This window comes from Dialister sp. (assembly GCF_036343215.1).
GTDB lineage: Bacteria > Bacillota > Negativicutes > Veillonellales > Dialisteraceae > Dialister.
Genome location: NZ_JAZASU010000002.1, coordinates 29,540 through 49,140 on the forward strand (window position 1 = coordinate 29,540; position 19,601 = coordinate 49,140).

General features: G+C 45.1%; 19 protein-coding genes. 2 read left to right on the forward strand and 17 right to left on the reverse strand.

All coding sequences use genetic code 11. The features are described from left to right. Both floA and VZT47_RS01370 read right to left on the reverse strand, forming a co-directional pair. On the reverse strand, window positions 1–972 hold the full coding sequence (gene floA / locus VZT47_RS01365; protein WP_442877408.1) for a flotillin-like protein FloA: 972 nt from the start codon (window positions 970–972) through the stop codon (window positions 1–3). Between the two features lie 8 nt (window positions 973–980). Beyond that, window positions 981–1,736: an NfeD family protein gene (locus VZT47_RS01370; RefSeq protein WP_330223190.1), complete on the reverse strand. Its 756-nt coding sequence runs from the start codon at window positions 1,734–1,736 to the stop codon at window positions 981–983. Window positions 1,737–1,991: 255 nt separating this feature from the next. On the opposite strand from VZT47_RS01370, the gene VZT47_RS10705 reads away from it, so the two are divergent. Then, window positions 1,992–2,198: a class I SAM-dependent methyltransferase gene (locus VZT47_RS10705; protein ID WP_442877409.1), complete on the forward strand. Its 207-nt coding sequence runs from the start codon at window positions 1,992–1,994 to the stop codon at window positions 2,196–2,198. Between the two features lie 60 nt (window positions 2,199–2,258). On the opposite strand, the gene serS is transcribed toward VZT47_RS10705, so the two are convergent. From serS to VZT47_RS01390, 4 genes are all read right to left on the reverse strand, one after another. Beyond that, window positions 2,259–3,572, reverse strand: coding sequence for a serine--tRNA ligase (gene serS / locus VZT47_RS01375; RefSeq protein ID WP_330223191.1), 1,314 nt, complete (start codon window positions 3,570–3,572; stop codon window positions 2,259–2,261). 385 nt (window positions 3,573–3,957) lie between these two features. Beyond that, the gene (gene rsmA / locus VZT47_RS01380) at window positions 3,958–4,815 is read right to left on the reverse strand and encodes a 16S rRNA (adenine(1518)-N(6)/adenine(1519)-N(6))-dimethyltransferase RsmA (protein ID WP_330223192.1); all 858 of its coding nucleotides are present in this window, start codon (window positions 4,813–4,815) and stop codon (window positions 3,958–3,960) included. Then, complete coding sequence (gene rnmV, locus VZT47_RS01385; RefSeq protein WP_330223193.1) at window positions 4,815–5,357, reverse strand: ribonuclease M5; 543 nt, start codon at window positions 5,355–5,357, stop codon at window positions 4,815–4,817. Before rnmV ends, rsmA begins: the two co-directional genes overlap by 1 nt. Window position 5,358: 1 nt before the next feature. Beyond that, window positions 5,359–6,039, reverse strand: coding sequence for a response regulator transcription factor (locus tag VZT47_RS01390; protein ID WP_330223194.1), 681 nt, complete (start codon window positions 6,037–6,039; stop codon window positions 5,359–5,361). A 554-nt stretch (window positions 6,040–6,593) separates the two neighbouring features. On the opposite strand from VZT47_RS01390, the gene lgt reads away from it, so the two are divergent. After that, window positions 6,594–7,394 carry a prolipoprotein diacylglyceryl transferase gene (lgt, locus tag VZT47_RS01395; RefSeq protein ID WP_330223195.1) on the forward strand — a complete coding sequence of 267 codons (801 nt, stop codon included), beginning with the start codon at window positions 6,594–6,596 and terminating at the stop codon, window positions 7,392–7,394. 53 nt (window positions 7,395–7,447) lie between these two features. On the opposite strand, the gene sfsA is transcribed toward lgt, so the two are convergent. The 11 genes from sfsA to VZT47_RS01450 form a co-directional block, all read right to left on the reverse strand. Beyond that, a complete protein-coding gene (gene sfsA, locus VZT47_RS01400; protein ID WP_330223196.1) occupies window positions 7,448–8,599 on the reverse strand; it encodes a DNA/RNA nuclease SfsA in 1,152 nt (383 codons plus the stop codon). Between the two features lie 54 nt (window positions 8,600–8,653). Continuing rightward, a complete protein-coding gene (ychF, locus tag VZT47_RS01405) occupies window positions 8,654–9,760 on the reverse strand; it encodes a redox-regulated ATPase YchF (RefSeq protein WP_330223197.1) in 1,107 nt (368 codons plus the stop codon). 76 nt (window positions 9,761–9,836) lie between these two features. After that, window positions 9,837–11,078, reverse strand: a complete 1,242-nt coding sequence (locus tag VZT47_RS01410; RefSeq protein ID WP_330223198.1) for an LL-diaminopimelate aminotransferase — start codon at window positions 11,076–11,078, stop codon at window positions 9,837–9,839. A 160-nt stretch (window positions 11,079–11,238) separates the two neighbouring features. Beyond that, window positions 11,239–11,793 carry a signal peptidase I gene (lepB, locus tag VZT47_RS01415; protein ID WP_330223199.1) on the reverse strand — a complete coding sequence of 185 codons (555 nt, stop codon included), beginning with the start codon at window positions 11,791–11,793 and terminating at the stop codon, window positions 11,239–11,241. 179 nt (window positions 11,794–11,972) lie between these two features. Then, window positions 11,973–13,076, reverse strand: a complete 1,104-nt coding sequence (locus tag VZT47_RS01420; RefSeq protein WP_330223200.1) for an MGDG synthase family glycosyltransferase — start codon at window positions 13,074–13,076, stop codon at window positions 11,973–11,975. Window positions 13,077–13,291: 215 nt separating this feature from the next. Continuing rightward, the gene (locus VZT47_RS01425) at window positions 13,292–13,567 is read right to left on the reverse strand and encodes an HU family DNA-binding protein (protein WP_330223201.1); all 276 of its coding nucleotides are present in this window, start codon (window positions 13,565–13,567) and stop codon (window positions 13,292–13,294) included. Between the two features lie 59 nt (window positions 13,568–13,626). Then, window positions 13,627–13,872 carry a hypothetical protein gene (locus VZT47_RS01430; RefSeq protein ID WP_330223202.1) on the reverse strand — a complete coding sequence of 82 codons (246 nt, stop codon included), beginning with the start codon at window positions 13,870–13,872 and terminating at the stop codon, window positions 13,627–13,629. 467 nt (window positions 13,873–14,339) lie between these two features. After that, a complete protein-coding gene (locus tag VZT47_RS01435) occupies window positions 14,340–15,515 on the reverse strand; it encodes a hypothetical protein (protein ID WP_330223203.1) in 1,176 nt (391 codons plus the stop codon). A 194-nt stretch (window positions 15,516–15,709) separates the two neighbouring features. Continuing rightward, window positions 15,710–18,241, reverse strand: coding sequence for a YadA-like family protein (locus tag VZT47_RS01440; protein WP_330223204.1), 2,532 nt, complete (start codon window positions 18,239–18,241; stop codon window positions 15,710–15,712). 106 nt (window positions 18,242–18,347) lie between these two features. Then, window positions 18,348–18,791: a dUTP diphosphatase gene (locus VZT47_RS01445; RefSeq protein ID WP_330223205.1), complete on the reverse strand. Its 444-nt coding sequence runs from the start codon at window positions 18,789–18,791 to the stop codon at window positions 18,348–18,350. A gap of 98 nt (window positions 18,792–18,889) precedes the next feature. Next, window positions 18,890–19,540, reverse strand: a complete 651-nt coding sequence (locus VZT47_RS01450; protein ID WP_330223206.1) for a hypothetical protein — start codon at window positions 19,538–19,540, stop codon at window positions 18,890–18,892. Between the last annotated feature and the right edge of the window lie 61 nt (window positions 19,541–19,601).

Consider the following 19,601-nt stretch of genomic DNA (forward strand, 5'->3'; position numbering starts at 1 on the left):
TTACTGATGACTCTCCGGATTTCCACCGGATGCAATATTTTCACGCATCTCCGTATCGGCGGCTATGTTTTTCAGATTATAGTAATCCATGACTCCAAGCTTGCCGCCTTTTAAAGCTTCTGCCATGGCATGAGGAATTTCTGCCTGGGCTTCCACCACTTTTGCCTGCATTTCCTGTGTATACGCACGCATTTCCTGTTCTTTGGCCACAGCCATGGCACGTCGTTCTTCTGCCCGGGCCTGGGCAATCTGCTTATCCGCTTCTGCCTGGTCCGTCTGCAGCTGGGCACCTATATTTCTCCCGACATCCACATCCGCTATATCTATAGAGAGAATTTCAAAAGCCGTACCGGAATCGAGTCCTTTCCCCAGCACAGTCCGGGAAATGTGATCCGGATTTTCAAGCACATCCGTATGGCTTTCCGCAGAACCCACGGTCGTTACAATGCCTTCCCCTACCCGGGCAATAATCGTTGCTTCACCTGCACCCCCTACAAGACGGTCAATATTGGCCCTTACCGTTACACGAGCCCGGACCTTCAATTCAATACCGTTTTTAGCCACAGCGGAAATCGTAGGCGTTTCAATCACTTTCGGGTTAACACTCATCTGTACCGCTTCAAGAACATTCCGTCCTGCCAGATCGATGGCAGCTGCCTGTTCAAAAGAAAGCGCAATCTGAGCCCGGTGTGCAGCAATGAGGGCATCTACCACATTGTCTACATTTCCCCCGGCCAAGTAATGGGCTTCCAGCTGGTTTACATTCAAAGGAAGACCTGCTTTTGTTCCCTTGATAAGGGGCAGTACAATCATCCGTGGTTCTACCCTGCGGATACGCATTCCTACCAGATTGAAAAGAGAAATATTTACATCTGCCGCCAGGGCGGAAATCCACAGGCCCACCGGTACAAAATGAAGAAGCAGGGATAATGCCGCCACTGCAATAATGAATACAAATCCAGGAAATACCATAAGATCCATCACGATTCACTCCTGTCTGAAAAAACAGAGTCCTCTGCTTTTCGTACCACCACATGGGATGCTTCTGCCCTGATGACCAGAACAGATTCCCCCTTGTTAATATAAATCCCATCGGAAACGGCATCAACAGCCTGACTGGATACCATAATTTTCCCGGAAGGACGAAGGTCTGAAAGAGCCCTTCCTTTTAACCCCATATACCCTTTGAGATTCAGGGAAGAGGATACATAGCCTTCTTTTCCTTTAAGCGTTGTTTTCAGAGAAATTTTCTCCCACAGTTTGCTCCGGGAAAGATGATCCGCAAGGAAATAAATGCCTGCGGCCGAAAGAATCATGGCTGCCGAAAGAATATACAGCGCCTGCACGCCTCCGCCAAAAGTAAAGTACAATCCTGCAATGATAAAAACGATTCCCGCCCCGGCAGCTGCTCCTGTAAAGAGGATCAGCAAATCAGCCAGGATCAGGGCCATGCCGCCTAAAAAGAGAATCCATTCCACGATTGATCCGTTCCCCTGTGTCCAGTGGGCACCAATGAGGAGTGAGCCGGCTATAGCGGCCAAAACGGATCCTCCGGAAAAGCCGGCAGTTTTGATTTCAGCCAGCAGGGACAAAAATATCAAGGCCGCGAGCAGGCCTTCCGGCAAGGGGCTCAGAATCATACCGGAAATATTTCCGGTATCAAAAGCAGATACTGATGCTGCCGGGAAAAGCAGAGGGAGCATCAGAAAACCGGTCATCATTTGATTGGGTCTCATTTCAACACCTCTTTTTAATTATACTATACCCCCAGCCGGTGAATCTACCACTCCCGTCATATATACGGGTTTAAGCGGACTGTTCCTGCTTCATTTCATTATCAACATGACCGCCCAGGAGAAACAGACGAAAAACTGGATGGCAAAGTACATTTTCCCCGGCGGATATATTCCGGGAATCCGTGAAACCGTAAATATTTTCCCCCTGTTCGGCCTTCGGGTTTTGAAAGTCTGCGCCGCCATTATGCAAAGACCCTGCACTTATGGTCAGAATCGTTCAATGCGTACAAAGATCAACTTCCTTCGAGATACGATGAAAAATTTAAACGACTCTGGGATATTTACCTTCGGGGTTGTGAATCAGGCTTCCGTACCGGTGTCCTGGACATGGGGCAGTTTATCCTGAGTAAAGGAATCAATAACGATCTCCCCATGACCATGGAATCCATTTATAAAGGCTGAGAATAAAATATAAAAATCCCGAAAGGCGGCCCGCCTTCCGGGATTTTTATATTTTCCTGTTTATTTCTTTTCAGTCGGTCTGGAGCTAGGGAAACCATTCCGTTTTCCGATGACAGTAACCCCGTTCATGTATGGAACAAGCGCATCCGGAACTTTGATGGTTCCATCAGCCTGCTGATAGTTTTCCATAATGGCTGCCACAGTCCTGCCTACGGCAAGTCCGGAGCCATTCAGGGTATGAACGAATTCCGGTTTTGCGCCCGGAGTCCTGCGGAAGCGGATATTTGCCCTTCTTGCCTGGAAATCAAGGCAGTTGGAGCAGGAAGAAATTTCTCTGTATTTGTTCTGTGCCGGCATCCAGACTTCAATATCGTAAGTCTTTGCGGAGGAGAAACCGATATCGCCGGTGCAGAGGCAGACCACATGGTATGGCAGCTTCAGAAGCTGCAGAACTTTTTCTGCTTCCGCAGTCAGGCTTTCCAGTTCATCCCAGCTATCCTCCGGTTTGCAGTATTTCACCATTTCCACTTTATGGAACTGGTGCTGACGAATCAGTCCGCGGGTATCTTTGCCTGCGGACCCGGCCTCTTTACGGAAGCACGGGGTCAGGGCAGTCAGGTGAACCGGAAGCAGATCGCCATCGAGAATTTCACCGGCAAAGTAGTTGGTCAGCGGCACTTCGGCAGTTGGGGTCATATACATGTTTTCCCCTTCCACTTTATACATGTCTTCAGCAAACTTTGGCAGCTGGCCGGTCCCCTGCATGGAGTTGCCATTGATAATATAGGGAGGAATGACTTCAGTGAAATCATTCTGCTGAGTATGAAGATCCAGCATGAAATTGTAGACAGCTCTTTCAAGGCGGGCAGCGCCGGAGAGATAGAAATAGAAACGGGTACCGGAAACCTTTCCGGCCCTTTCCACATCAAGGATTCCCAGATCATCGCCCAGTTCATAATGAGCCCTGATCGAGAAATCAAACTTCGGGATTTCACCCCAGCGGCGAACTTCCGGGTTTTCGGAATCGTCTTTTCCGATGGGAACGGTCTTATCAGCCATGTTCGGAATGTGAAGAAGAAGTTCATTCAGGGTGCCTTCCACTTCTCCCAGTTCTTTATCGATGACGGCAATTTTTCTTCCTACTTCTCTCATGGCAGCAATGATTTCACCGGCATCCTGACCTTTTTTCTTTGCTTCACCGATTTTTTTGGACTCTGCATTCTTTTCGCTCTTCAGTGCTTCTGTTTCCTGCAGGAGCTCCCTTCTCTTTTCATCCAGTGCCAGTACTTTGTCCAGGTCAAAAGGATTATGGCGATTGGTCAGATTCTGTTTTACTTCTTCCGCATGTTCACGGATAAACTTGATATCAAGCATACTTACATCTCCCTGTAAAGAATCGTTATTCTCTTTGTGAGAATAAAATAAAAAAACTTCCTCCCCTATGGGACGAAGTCATCGCGGTACCACCCAATTTGCAAAAGCCGGCTCACGGTCTTTTATCGGTTACCAGCCGTCCGATTCTTCATCAGCCGCTCCTGAGTGGAAGTCTTTCTCTTTTGTCAGGACTCTCACCGGCCGTCCTGTCTCTGGATACATCTTAGAAAAACACTCTCTTTCCCTGCGTTGTTCCTATTATAGCGCCGGCTATTCCTTTTGTAAAGTGCAGCAATCCCGGAAAGGTCATTGCAAAAATCTCCGCCGTCCGGAAAGTGGGACTTTGCATCAAATAAAAACAGGCTCCGAAGAACCTGCTCTCTTTTCACTCGTGAATTTTATCATACCAGGCATCGGCAAGACGTCCGTATTCCTCCATAGAGAAAGTCTCTCCCCGCCTTTTGCCGTCAATTCCGGCTTTTTCAAGAATGGGTTGAATCCATTCGGCAGGAATTCCCCCTGCTTTCATGGCATTGGTAAAAACTTTCCGTCTTTGCCCAAAGCCCATCTTGACCAGCCTCTCGAAAAGCTTCCGTTCCTTCACCTGAACTGCGGGACTGCTGCGGCGCCTTATTTTAAGGACTGTGGAAGTGACCTGGGGTCTTGGAATAAATGCAGAGGGGGGGATATCAAGGACTCTTTCCGCAATGCAGTCAAAATTGACTGCCAGCGTCAGCGCCCCATAATCTTTTGAGCCGGGCTCAGCAAGGATACGGTCCGCCACTTCCTTCTGCATCATGAATACAAAAAGCGAAATCGGAAGGTCTGACTGTATCAGGGATAGAAGGATCGGTGTTGTGATATAGTAAGGCAGATTTGCAGCACACCGCCATTCCCTGGCTCCAAGGATTTCCTTTAAATCCGCTTTCAGAACATCTTCATAAATGATCCTGACATTCTTATAATGTTCCAGCGTATGGGACAGGACTCTTTCCAGACTTTGGTCAAGTTCAAATGAAATAACATCAGCGCCGGTCTCGGCCAGAGCCTGAGTCAATGTGCCAATACCGGCACCTATCTCCATAACCGGAATTCCCGGTCCCAGCTCCGCTGCTTCCGCTATGGCTGCCACCACATCCGGACGGATCAGGAAATTCTGTCCCAGTTTGTGTTTGGCATGAATTCCAAACCTCTTAATGATATATTGGACAACCTGTCGGTCAGCCAGATTCGCATCCAGCATCAGGGCACCTCCCGGCTCAATCCGATGGCTTTATCCCATTCTTCCCTGGTAATTCCATAATGATTAAGCCTTTTAACGAACTGTTTGCCATTCCCGTATCCTATTCCCAGCAGGGCTCCCACATCAGCCCTCTGCTGTGCGGAATTTTCTTTTCCGGCCAGTCCGGCATCATAAAGGTCCTTCATGGTAAAGACCTCGGAATCCTCCTGATAAAAAAGCCGAAGTGTGGAGAGCGCCTTGCGAATGGATTCAGGCGAAGCATCTTCTATACCGACATCATGCGGCAGGGACGCTTCTTTTTTGGGTACAAAAGCATGCAGTGCATTGGGGAAAAGCAGGGACAGGCGGCGGCGGATCCGTTCGCCCGGTCCATCAGGGTCTGTCAGGATGATAATTCCTCTTTTTTCATAGGCTGACCGGATCCGGTCCAGTGTCTCTTTCCTTATCGAAAAACCACCGGTCGCAATCAGATCTGCATCCACAGCCATCCTGACGCGGGCGATATCCGATTTGCCTTCCACTACTATAACCTGCCTGATCATATCAGTCTCTGGCAGCATATCCGATGCCGCGGACGGTATGAATATATTTTTTGCCTACTTTTTCATCAATCTTGCTTCTGAGATAACGGATATACACGTCCACGATATTCGTCTTTCCTGCATAGCCGTAGCCCCAGACCTTTTCCAGAATTTCTTCTCTCTTGATAACGCGGTTCTTATTCTTTGCAAGGAAAAGGAGAAGATCGAATTCTTTTTTAGTCAGATCGATGATCTCATCTCCTGCGCGGACTTCATGGCGATCCGGATAAATGGATAAATCGCCGATAGTGAAAGCCGGATCTACAATAACTTTCGGTTCTTCATGACGGCGGAGAGCTGAACGGATTCTGGCAATCAGTTCTTTGGTGGCATAGGGTTTTGTCATATAGTCATCTGCTCCGGCATTAAGCGCATTAACCTTGGCATCCACACTGCTGTCAGAAGAAAGATAAATAACCGGAACGGGGCTGACTTCCCGAACTTTATTAAGAATTTCCTGGCCATTTTTCAGTGGTTCATCCGGATCCAGTACGATCAGTTCAGCCTGTCTCTGTCCGGCCAGATCAACTGCAGAATCCCCCGTATTATCCACAAGGCAGGAAAAGCCGGCTTCTTCCAGCTTCATCTGCATAAAACGGCTTACGCTTGGATCATGTTCGATGACTAAAACACAGTTTCTCATTCTTGTACCTCCCAATAACAAAAGGAAAAGCGCTGCATCATTGTTATTATTCTGGAAACATGATTATTATTATTGTCGTTTCTGAAATACAGCTAAAGCAAACTCTTGAATAGAGTTTTATTTCTCTATGAACATCATACCATGAGATTGTATGATTTCAAGCATTTTCTGTAAAAAATAAAAGTATTTCATTAGTTTTTATCTAATATTGATTCTCATGAAAAATTCCGGATTTCAATGCCTTTCCGGATCATACAGAATTTGCGGTATCTTTGAAATCATCGATAAAATCTGATTATTTTCATGGTCCATAGAAATAAGGACCTCAAATTTTCCAGTTGTTTTAAAATTAATCTGCCATCTTGTACCTATACCCCCTATAGGTATAAAAAAATTCTATCCTTAATCGAGCATTAGATTGATATGTGATTTAACGAACATTTCTAAATATATGTATTTTAATCTCTATAGTACGGCTTTCTCTTCCGGCGACTGAACAAAAGAACGCTTATATTGTATAATTGGATTAAATCATTGATCAAAAGGAGTGTATTATGCATCAATATGTGACATTTATAGGGGGCTTCCCAATCCGTTTTTATGGAATTTTCTTTTCCCTGGGGATCATTCTTGGCTGTATCATGGCTTATTATCTGCTGAAAAAAGACGGGCGGGGCTGGCATGAATGCGTTTTTGATCTGGGACTCACTATTGCATTCGTTGGCATCATCGGCGGAAGGCTGTGGGATGTCTTTTTCTTTGACTGGGGGTATTACCATAATCACCTGTTGGAGATTCCTTTCGTCTGGCAGGGCGGTATGGCCATTCAGGGGGGCGTTATCTTCGCCTGCACAGCGGGTTATGTCTTCCTTAAGAAAAATAAAATTCCCGTGCTTCCTTTTGCAGATGTCGTGGCTCCTGCCATTATTTTTGGCCAGGCGGTCGGACGAATCGCCAATTTCATGAATGGCGATGCCTTCGGGCATCCCACAGGCGCTGATTTCGGCATTCTTTATCCCTCCACCACACTTGCCTATCAGACTTATGGCGCACAGCCTCTATGGCCGGCAGAAGTCTGGGAATGCCAGGGGGATCTTCTGATTCTGGGACTTCTTCTCTGGTACTCCTGTTTCAGGCATGCAAGGGGCACCACATTCTGTCTCTATGTTATGCTTTATTCAATTCTCCGTTTCTTCCTTGAATTTTTCCGCGGTGATTACGGTACCCTTGCATTTGGGCTGAAGAGTGCACAGCTTACGGCGCTGGCGGGATTTGCAGCTGCCGGTATCGTTTCCCTTTACTTTACTTTCAAATACAGGGAAGACGCAAAGGAAATCCCTGAACGAAAGAAATAGAAATAAAAAGAAGTCCGATCACCATGGAGGCGGTCGGACTTTTTTATCTCCCTTTAAAAATATTTCTGAAGTCTGTCTATTTCAAACCGTTCCTCAATTTTGAGGAATGAAGGAAGATGCATCGGATTTTCCAGGAAGCCAAATAAATGCGAACGGCAGTGACAGTCGCTGCAGCCGAATTCCGGCACATCCCAATCAGCAATTTCAGACAGTGCCCGGGCGAGGTCATGTTCAAGATCATCGCATGTGCGTATCGGGATAGCCCCAACAAAATCTGTCTCTTTTCGGAGGTAGTCCATATGCCAGTGCATTTTCTTTCTTAAAGCCCGGTGATGGGCCATACGCTGGTCCAGATTCCTTTTCGCTGAACCCACATAAACGTAGTATCCTTCTGCAAACGGAACCGGTCCCAGACTTCCCACGGCGATGGTTTTGGGTGCCTCCAGGCGGAGAACAATCATATAATCTCCGGCATTCCCCATTTCCTCTTCCAGCGCTTTTTTCGAGCTGCCGATGAGACGCACGGATTGAGGCATGGTAAATTCTTTTGTCCATGGGATCACGGCAGCTTTCCAGTCGAGGCTGTCCATGCCTTTGAGAAAAGTCCTGGAAAGCTCAAGGTCCGTATGATAATTGGGCAGGAACCATTCTGCCTTCCCGTAATGGACAAGGACAAGGAGTCCGGCATGCTGCCCTTCCCCGGCCATTCTGACCAGGTGGGAAAGGTGTTTTTCTCCCCTCTCCGTAGGCGCATCGGGAAACATAGCCCCTTTCTCACCGGCAAGGCTGCAGGATTTGACTTCCACGGGAAATACTTCCCCTGTTCTTTGATTTCCAAGAAGCAGATCGAACCGGCTGTCTCCCATGGTCACTTCCCGGTTCAAAAGGTCATAGTCTTCCCACCCCGGAATCCTGTGGTTTTCTACCAGAAAGGCCGCCACATCATTGGCCTTCGTGGTATCCAGATAAAATATATCCCGATTTTTACCTTTCTCAATCCCCACCACCCTGAAAGCGGTGCGAAGCCCCGGACGGTTGGGTGTCAGGTACAGTGTGGATCCAGGAAATAACAATTCTCTCATCCTGCCCGGATTGGGCATATGACAGAGGACTGTTTTTCCATTGACTTCGGCATGACAGACGAAACGGTTCGGACGATCAAGAAACCGCCCGGCGGTTAGTGACTTATAAATTTTCCGGGACATATTTCCTCCATAGAAAGAAAAGAGGGCTTCTGCCCTCTTTTAAAGTCTTCAAGATTACACATTAAACCGGAAATACGCGATATCTCCATCCTGGATGATATAATCCTTACCCTCCACGCGGAGAAGCCCTTTTTCGCGAACTGCCGCATAGGAGCCGCAGGCCATAAGGTCATCATAAGATACGATTTCCGCACGAATAAAGCCTCTCTCGATATCACTGTGAATCTTGCCGGCTGCCTTCGGGGCTTTTGTCCCTTCGCGGACAGTCCAGGAGCGGCATTCATCCGGTCCCACAGTAAAGAAATTAATCAGTCCCAGCATGGAGTAAGCGGTACGGATCAGCCGGTTCAGGCCCGGTTCGTCTTCTCCAAGATCTGACAGGAATGCTTTGGCTTCCTCCGGATCCAGTTCAGAAACTTCCTGTTCGATTTCCGCGGAAATGGGCACCCATTTGGCATTTTCCTTTTCTGCCTGTTCTGCGGCGGCCTTGACAAAATCATTGGAAAGCGGATCAGCAATATCATCTTCTGCCATATTCAGCACATAAAGCACCGGTTTTAAGGTGATGAGGTTCAGTTCCTTGAGGATTTCCAGATCATCTTCGGAAAGATCGAGAGCCCTGGCCGGAGTTCCATCCTGAAGGGCATCAAATACCTTTTCCAGTACCGGCAAGTCAGCTTTAGCCTCTTTGATACCTGCCTGGGCCAGTTTTGCGGTTTTTGTCTTCTTCTTATCCACGCTTTCCAGATCCGCAAGGCAGAGTTCTGTATTGATAATGTCCATATCTCTCACAGGATCAATGGAGCCTTCCACATGAGTGATATTTCCATCTTCAAAGCAGCGGACCACATGGGCAATGGCGTCAGTTTCACGGATATGGCTCAAGAACTGATTTCCAAGACCTTCGCCTTTGGAAGCGCCGGCTACCAGGCCTGCGATATCGACAAAACGGGTAAAGGCCGGGGTGGTTTTCTTAGGCTTGAACATATCGGAAAGATCATAAATCCGGTGATCCGGTACTTCTACAACTCCTACATTCGGTTCAATGGTGCAGAACGGGAAATTGGCCGCTTCCGCCCCTGCTTTCGTAATCGCATTAAACAATGTACTTTTACCTACATTTGGAAGTCCGACAATTCCAATCTGCAAATTCGTACTCATATAAACTCCTTATTTTTCATAAATATGTGAATACATGGAGAAATCTACCTCCATAAGAAGGTAGATTTCCGGTCAATCATTTCTTGCGTGCTGCCAGGGCTTTTTTCATTCTGGCTACTGCTTCTTTCGTAAGTTCCGGCGTATTGAAGGAGGTAAACCTTACATAACCTTCACCGCAGGGACCGAATCCGGAGCCCGGGGTGCAGATGATCTGTGCTTCTTTCAGCAGGAAATCAAAGAAATCCCAGCTGGTCATACCTTCGGGTACGGACATCCACACGTAAGGGCTGTTCACCCCGCCGCAGGCAGTAAGTCCGCATTCCTTGACTCCTTCAAGAATGACTTTCGCATTGTTTCTGTAAATATCAAGGGTCGCCTGGATCTGCTTTTGGCCTTCTTCCGAATAAACCGCTTCAGCGCCGCGCTGAACGATATAGGAGCAGCCATTGAATTTTGTGCACTGACGGCGGTCCCAGAGCGCATTGGCGGATACCTTTTCACCGGATCTGGTATCCAGCATCAGATCCTTCGGAACGACGCAGTATCCGCAGCGAACGCCGGTAAAGCCGGCAGTCTTGGAATAAGACCGGAATTCGATAGCTACTTCTTTAGCTCCCTCGATTTCATAAATGCTGTGCGGTACGTCATCTTCCGTAATGAAAGCTTCATAAGCCGCATCAAAGAAAATGACGGAGCCTGTCTGTTTTGCATATTTTACCCACATGGTGAGGTCTTTTTTATTCAATGCGGCGCCGGTAGGATTATTCGGGGAGCAGAGATAGATAATCATAGGGTCATGGGCAGGAAGATTTGCCTTGAAATCACATTCCTCATAACAGGGCAGATATTCAAACCGTTCGAAAGATCCCCGCACGAATTTACCGCTTCTTCCGGCCATGACGTTGCTGTCCACATAGACCGGATAAACCGGGTCAGTTACAGCTACGATATCAGATTCTGCAAAAATTTCCTGCATATTTCCGGTATCGCATTTGGCACCGTCGCTGACAAAGATTTCATCAGGAGAAATATCGCAGCCTCTTGCCTGGAAATCATGCTTCGCAATGGCTTCGCGGAGGAAAAGATACCCCTGTTCAGGACCATAGCCCCTGAAGGTCTCCATTTTTCCCATTTCATCCACTGCCTTATGCATGGCTTCAATAACTGCCGGTGCCAGGGGCTGGGTCACGTCACCGATTCCCAGGGAAATAATATCGGCATCGGGATGTTCTTTCTTATAAGCATCCTGCTTCTGGCGGACTGTCGCAAACAGGTAAGCGCCCTGAAGGTTCAGATAATTTTCATTGCAGTGTGCCATAATATCGCCTCTCTATAATGATTTTTTACAGAATGAATCCAATATGATTTTTATATTTTATCATAGATAATTCCCTTTATCAAAAAAAGATATTCATATGCGAGAAATCACCCGACGTTTTTCAGAATTAAAAAGCCTCTGCCGAAGCAGAGACTTTCTATTAAAATTGAAATACCACACGGCCCAGTACATGGTCGACCGGGACCGGCCCGATAAAACGGCTGTCAGAGCTGTGATTCCGGTTATCCCCCATGACGAATACCATTCCTGCAGGAACCGTATAGGATTCATCCATGGAAAATTCCATGGGTTCGTTGATATATGGCTCATCAAGGGCCGTTCCGTTGCGGACTACATGACCATCCCGGAATTCCAGCTTATCCCCACCTTTTCCGATCACTCTTTTGACCCAGATATTGTGTCCCTGGGAAGAACGATTGAAAATAGCAATGTAATTCTTCATCGGTTCTTCCAGATCGTCCATCCAGGATCTTTCCCGATGGGTACGGCTGTCGATAATGACGATATCCCCATATTCCGGTTCTTCCCGCATGACGTGTCCGATTTTGGAAACGATGAGGTACTCCCCGTTCGTCAGGGTCGGATACATGGACTGCCCGGAAACCCTGGTGGGAACAAACAGGAATATATGAATCAGCATGGCCAGAAATAATGCCACCACAATGGAGTAGGCCCAGTCTAAAATTTCGTGCATGAAATTCTCCTTCTATAGAATCAGCATAATCTGTTTTCTTTTCAAACTCATACTCATGTTTTTTTATTTTACAACATCCGGCGTCATACTTCCAGTTCATTCCGGAAACTGTATTTGAGAACTTTCCATATAATAAAAGCTGCCCCGCTTCTGAATCAGGGCAGCTTTTCCATTTTGAACTAATCAGGGAGCAGTCCGTAAAGTACGTCCATGACTTTTCTCGCACTGTCCGGATGGGTATCGCCGCAGGCCAGCGCCATTTTTTCACGAATTTCCGGATTACGAAGAATTCTTCTTGCCGTTTCAGCCAGTTCTCCTCTTTTAACCCATTCGGCGCAGCCCTGTTTCTTCATATGAAGGGCATTGGCCCGTTCCTGCCCGGGAAGTGTGTTTACAAGAATCATGGGAAGGTGCATCACCATGGCTTCCGTGCAGGTCAGGGCGCCGGGCTTTGTGACCAGGATCTCGCTTCTGGCCATCAGTTCGGCCACTTTATTCGTATAACTGTGAAGTTCTACCGGGTGGTGAAGATGATCCGAAAGAGCTGCCACTTTTTCATAGAGGTCCAGATTCTTCCCGGTAACCACGATAAATTTTGAAATTTCTTCTACTTCATCAAGGCGGCGGATATTATCCACCACATTCCCCAGTCCCAGGCCGCCGCCCATGACAAGGACAGTTCCCTTCTCAAAATCTTTATTCTTTGCCGATTCTTCAAAAAAAGAACGTCTCACCGGGATTCCGGTCACATAGATCATATCTACGGGAATCCTGTATGTTTCCATGAGGGTTTTCAAGTCCGGAGTCGCCACACAGAAACCATCAAGATGAGGGTCCACCCAGAGCTGGTGAATATCAAAATCAGTAATTACCCCCAGAAGAGGTATGGTGACAGCTCCTTCTGCTTTTAACAGGTCTGCCGCTCCTGCCGGAAAAGGATGGGTAAATATAAAAGCGTCCGGTTTCAGGGTCTGTGCAAGTTTTCTCATCCTGTTCTTAAAGGTGATATTAAGCATGGACTGGGAAATCCGGCCAAAACGGCTGTCCTGTGAATCGCTGTACAGATGATCATACATGGAAGGAAAAACGTCTATCATTTTCAGATAGCTATCCTTGATGATATGGTCAATAGAAAATACATTATTGGAAACAAAGTCAAGAACACTTACGGAATCTGACGGATGGGCGGCCTGAATGGCCTCTGAAATCGCTCTTGCGGCCTGGCTGTGCCCTGTCCCTATGCTTGCTGTCAATATAATAAACTTGCGGGGATGGTCTGACATGGCATTTCCTCTTTTCTGCATTCTTCGATAAATTATAACATAGCCCGGCTTGACGGGGAAACAGAAAAGTTTCCCCTGTTAACACTCGTGACTTTTCTACCTGAATGGGAAACCGCAAATTTTATGATTCCTCTGCGTTTTGTATTTCCTCTATATGGTACAGCATTTCAGGCAATAAAAAATTCCCTGCCAAAACAGGGAATTTTTCATTGTAATCATCCGTTGACTTTTTCTTTAAGCTGTTTGGAAACGCGGAATGCCGGTGTTCTGGAAGCCGGGATCTTGATTTCTTTCTGGTTGGAAGGATTATGACCAATGCGGGCTTTGCGCTGACGGACTTCGAAAGTACCAAATCCGATGAGCTGAACCTTATCGCCTTTTACAAGGGCTTCGGATACAACGTCAAGAACGGCTTTGACTGCTTTTTCAGCATCTTTCTTTGTCATTTCTGCTTCCTGGGCAACTGCTGTGATGAGCTCTGTCTTGTTCATAACTAAACATCCTCCTTTAATAAATGAGCGGTTTCTCCGCCTTCAGCTCCATCGATGAATTACCGGTCTTCTGACTGATATTCTTTCCATAACTGCGTTAATTTTTCGGGAGCCACATCTGATAGATGCATGCCGTTTTCTTCCAGCCGTATTTCAAATCTGTGAATACGGTCCATAAAATCGATGGTGAAACGGCGCAGGGCTAATTCCGGTTCTATACCCTGCTTTCGGAATAACCAGGCTATCCGGAATAGCAGAGCTCCTGCTTCATTTTCTTTATCTCCGGGCGTAACGGAATTCAGCACAAATGACTGGCCGTCCCCACAGGAGACGCCCTCATTTTCATCCGACGGCAGGAGATTCTGCAGTCCACTGGAACTAACTTTCTTTTGAATTATACACGTTAAAAGCAGACTTGGCAACCCCCGAAAAGCAGATTTTACCGCATATTGTCGATGTTTTTTCAATTTTACACTACATATTGTATCCAAAAAATTAATTTTTTTAAAAATTCAGATTTTTTGTGCCAAATTCGTGCCACGTCTGAAAATTGGCACGATTTTGTTAACCCTAAAAAATTGTAAACTGTATAACAATTAACATACAAAATACAAAAAGGGGCCGTATATTTATGAATTAATTCACAATCCCTGCTAAAATAATTCTGTCGTTCTTTCGCATGACAAAGTCCTCCCGATGTGTGTTTAAACCCATAGAGATATCTGTCATGCTATCTAAAAGTATAATACTCCCCCGGTTCTATCAACTCTTTTTATCTTCTATGCTCATGATCAGCTATTTTACGATATATCCCCTTGCTATGTGTCATATACTCTTCTAGCTTTTTCTTCAGTATTATTACCGTATCAGCTATTTTTCTACTTCTTTTCTTATCAATATATGGGCTTTTACCCATTTCGGTCATGATGGTTTCTTGGATAAAATCATCATCTAACTTTCTCAACCAATCCATTTGATGGTCGGTTTTCTTTAACTGCTTATCTTGCTTTTGAGCGAAAGGTAATGCTGGTTGCTTATACGGATTTATCTGCGTAATGTACTTGTCAAACCATAAGGAATTTCCATTGTCGAAAAGAGGTGCCAGACCTTTAAATTTCAAAGTATCTACATTACGAATAAATCCGAAATTGCCAAAATGCCGATCTCTATTGTTGATGAGATAGTCAAACTGCAGCATAGTGTCTATTTCTTTCTTTGTTACAGGAATTTTTAGAGTTTCGATGCATCTCATGAAATGATTGTAAGGTCCTTCATTTTCCTGAGTTTTTACCACGTTTAGAATTTCATATGCCGGAATATATTCTGTACTCTCATTCACAAAAGTGGCGCACTCTGACCAAGGCGTATTGTCAATCATTTTCATTGAATATTTAACATGTGGGATTTCTGCTTTGGCTAAAAGCTTGCTGGCAATGACTTCATTAATTGCCTCTTGATATAACGGGCCCTTTCCTGCTTTCAATAACACTCTTTCACCATTTTTGATTGTCCAGTATTTGGATAAGTCACCGTTTGAACTGTAATCCGGCCTCCGTTCTTCCGACTCAAAAGTCATTTCAAGAGGTTTACCGGTAAAATCATTTTGAAAGAAATTTATACTTTCCCAGTTTAGTTGTCTTCCTTCAGGCTTAAACCAATACTGATCTGATAGATTCAGCCCAAGGCTTTTCAAAGACAGCTCCTGTATAGGATCTCCCTGAAATCCCTTTAAAAAAGCTCCTAATCCATCACGGGTTTTAGGTACATTCCGGTAACGCATCCAATGTTCCACAGATTCTTCTAGTGAATCATTTTCATCTTTATAAATAACTGACAATGGCAGCCTTTCAGAATTTTCAATTTGGATAATTTTTCTTACTCTTCCATATTTTTCATTGATATCCAGCTTCATCACTAGTTCATTCTTTTGCATAAGGGTGTAAATCATTCTTGCCACCTCTTTCTTGTGAATTGGTCTTTTCTATATTTTAAGGCTTATAAGCTTGTTTGCCTATCTTTTTATGTAGAAAAAGAACCGCACCGATATCAGTGCGGTTCAGTTACGAAACTTTGTGCTAATTTGTGATAAACTGTCACAAATTGTGATAAATTGTAACAAATTGGCCCAAACTTGCCTGGCTCTTATTTTGACTTCATTTCCATGATGGCCTGCTTCAGTGCTTCAATCTCCTGACTCTGGTTAACCAAGGCTTCTTTCATTTCCTGGTTTTCTTTCTGCTGGGCATCATACTTGTCCTTGGTAATGACTACCTTTTCAACATTCTTTCCCATCCCGATTTTGAAGGAAACACCGGCAGAGACCTGTGGATCTCCATTGCCAACGGTAGCTGCCAGGGATACGGTGGTTCCTGCATTGGGCCGATAGAAGGCACCAACAGCAGAAGCATTGGCGTTCTTGTAATGTCCATAGCCAACGGCAAAGTCCCATTTATCATCTGGATTGAAGTCCTGGGGATGAAGGGCTGCCAGGGCTGCGGCTCCTGCCCCTACCCTGTTGATATCCTTGGTAAGCCGGTTACCCATGTCCTGGATTTCATTATGAAGCCCCTGGGCGGTGCCTTTGATTTCACTGTCCAATGCCAAGCCCATGGTATTGACGTATCCTACGTCGGCTTTGGTCTGCAGGGAATCATAGACGGTACCACCGGATACAAGGCCGGTGTTGCCTTTTTCCACCTTACCTGTGTTGAGCTTGGCAGTGAATGAACCCACATTGATGTTAGAACCGTCCGCATCGGCCTTGCCTGTTTTTAAAGCGGAGATATCCGAAGTGTTGGTTTCCACCTGCTGTTTAACAGGAGTGAAATCGGAAACATTCACTTTCTTAGAAAGTCCCTGGTCAACATAAGAGATATCCGCTTTTTTGACAAGGCCTTCATCAACGTAGGACTTATCTGCCTTGTCTTTGATTGCATCATAGACAGTGCCACCGGTGACCAGGCCTGTGTCCCCGGAAGCAACAGTACCGTCCGCATCAACGGAGATGGTATTGCCGGAAATGGTTACATGATCCCCTGCAGAAAGGCTGGCCGGGGCCCTCATAGGAGCAGCCATAAAGCTTGCCTTCAAGAGATTAGCCTTGGCAGAAGCAGTAGTGGATGCAGTAGAAGCAGTATTAGCTGCCAGTACGTCCCTTACTACCTGCTTGATTACGTCTTTTCCGTCAGTGGAAATATTGGAAAGAGAAGTATCCACAAAATTAGCCTGATTGTTCTTCATGTTGCTGATAGCGCTGGTCACGGAAGAAGAAATAGACGTAATAGTCTTACCATAAGAGGAGACCTTGTCAGAGATCTTCGCCACTTCCTGAGAGGTGGTCTTGATCTGGGTATTCAGAGCATTGGTCGTTGAATAAACAGTGCCACCGGTAACAAGGCCCGTGTTCCCGGAAGCGATGAGTCCGGCTTTCTTAACGGAAATGGCATTAGCAGAAGAAATATCGATATCTGAACCTGCGGTATAAGTTTTACCTCCCTGGCTGATTTTAGTGGTTAATGTGTTGACGGCAGAATCCAGCTGTCCTTTATTGACCGCATCTGTAGATGCGGTACCTGCAGTAACGCCTTTTACTTGTCCGGCAACAGTCAATGTCCCTTGAATGTTTGTGGAAGAACCAATAACAGAAGTTTCTGTTCCAGTAGCAGCAGCTTTCAGAACCTTAGCTTTCAGTACTCCTCCATTTGCTACATTGACAGCACCACTTTTTACGGTAAGTGTTCCATTGGAAACATCTACTTTGGATTTTCCGGTAGTTTTAAGTCCACCGGAAGAAACAGAAGCATTACCTCCTACTGTTACATTGGAATCAGCTACCGAAAGAGAGCCATAATCAGCAGAACCACTCACAGTCAAAGAACCATTATTGGAAACAGAAACAGCCTTCGTAGTAGCCGAATTCTTCTGCGCAGTAACCTTAGCATTATTTATGGTAACAAATGCATCACCAGTGTTATGCCATGTACCAGGAACGGTTGTGGTTACATCTGTTGTATAATGGAAATTAGGTACTGAATCACCTGTAGATTCAATGTTTGCTACATTCCAGTTATTACTGGAGCTGTCACGACGCAAATAAATTTTACCGTTTTCGTATTTGTAGCATTTTTTTAAATCTTCATGATTATGAGATTGGCCACTTCCTAACCATACTGTATCCTCAAGAGCTGTGGTAAAATTGGTGTAACCTGGTGTAGCAGCTTCATGTTCTATATAATAGATAATGTTAGTACCATATTTATTATTAAAAGCATTGAGAGGCTCATCACCCTCATCCTCAATATCTATCAAAATATTAATTAATTCATTACCAATAGAATTCGGCATATTTGAGGGAACATTACAAAGTGCATACTCGTCAAAGCCTTCATCCGCAATAGAACTAAAACTATAATTGTATGAAGATAAAGACAGAGTAATTTCTTTTTGTGAAGTAGTTATTGTATCAGGATCTTTATATCCCGTATCAGGAGAAAAATCCCCTGTGCTGGTAATATTGGAACCATTCTGTGCCACAAAATTATTTTTATCCTCAGATACTTTGCTTACCGTAGTTGTAACACCAGAGTAAGTATAAGCGTTGGCATATCCATTCATGCCAAACAAAAGAGCCGCTGAGACAGCGGCTGTAAGAAGTAACTTTTTATTTTTTCGCATGACAAAAACCTCCTTGAAAGGACTATGTGTTTAAACCCATAGAGACATCTGTCATGCCATCTAAAGGTATGGTACTACCCCCCCGATTTTGTCAACTATACATTTATTATCTTCCCGTACTTCCTATACCTCCTTTTCTTACTCCCGTGGCATGATCATCAATGGTCTTATAGAACTTTGTAAAGACTCCCTGAGCAAACCGTTCACCGGCCTTTATGACTTGGGTTTCTTTCCCAAAGTTATATACGGGAATGGTTATATTACCATCATTCTTTTCATTGCCATAAAAGTCTGCGTCTATGATAAAAACATTATTAGGCAGCATCAGCCGTCTTTTGATTCCATAAGAAGATCTGTCAAAAATCATAAACACCATATCCGGTGGGAACTTTGCCTTTATATAAGTCCTTATAATCACGATTTCATCCGGTGGAATCTCCACGTCATACGGGCAGTAAAAGTCATAACCGGCAGCGTCTTTCGTACTTCTTACCGGGAGTTGAATCCCTTCAGGAGCATATTTAACCCTTTCAAATCTTATTTCTTCCATAAATTTTCTTCCTTTCATATCATAATGTATTAAATAATTTATACTTCTATTATATACAATGTAAAGCTCCCGGAAAAATTCCGGGAGCTTTGCTGTGGTTATTTCTTCGTGGTGTTGTCTTCAAATTCCATCTTGGCAAATTTGCTATTATGTGGTTTATCATATTTGGCTTTGCAAATTGCCTCAATCCGTTTCTGCAGTTCTTCCTTAACGGTATCAAGCTTGAAGTCCTTTGCTTTCACAAACTTCCTGTCTTTTGCGGTCAGGTAATCACCAGAAGACATAGCAGAGTGGATATCAATAAGATTGCCGTCCTTATCAAGCTTCAGTGCTTTCGGTTTATCAATCCCCTTGGCACCTACTTCTGTCATGACATTTTTGTCATTCAGATCAGACATAATGAAGGAAAGATATTCATCATACTGGAAATCAGCCTTGACAGCAACCTGTGGAAGCTTATCATCCGGAATTTCCTTGTACATATCCTCATTCCACATGCTGAATGCATTGAAAGAGCGGATGATGGCCGTATCCTTATTCACCACATAAGGCTTGAGCTTGTAGGAAGCCTGGTACAGCTTGACATCATAGCCTTTGCTTTTGTCCTTTGTTACTTTCATGACATAGGTTACCGGTTCATCCTGAGCGATGGATTCACCCACATAGGTACCGGAAATATCCTTGCCGCATCCTGCAAAAGCAAACACAGCGAAGCATGCCATTATCAGAGCCATAATTTTCTTAATCATTTTGTTTTCTCCATTTCCAGTTTCATACTCACTTAAACCTTACCTTTAGAATCAGATACTC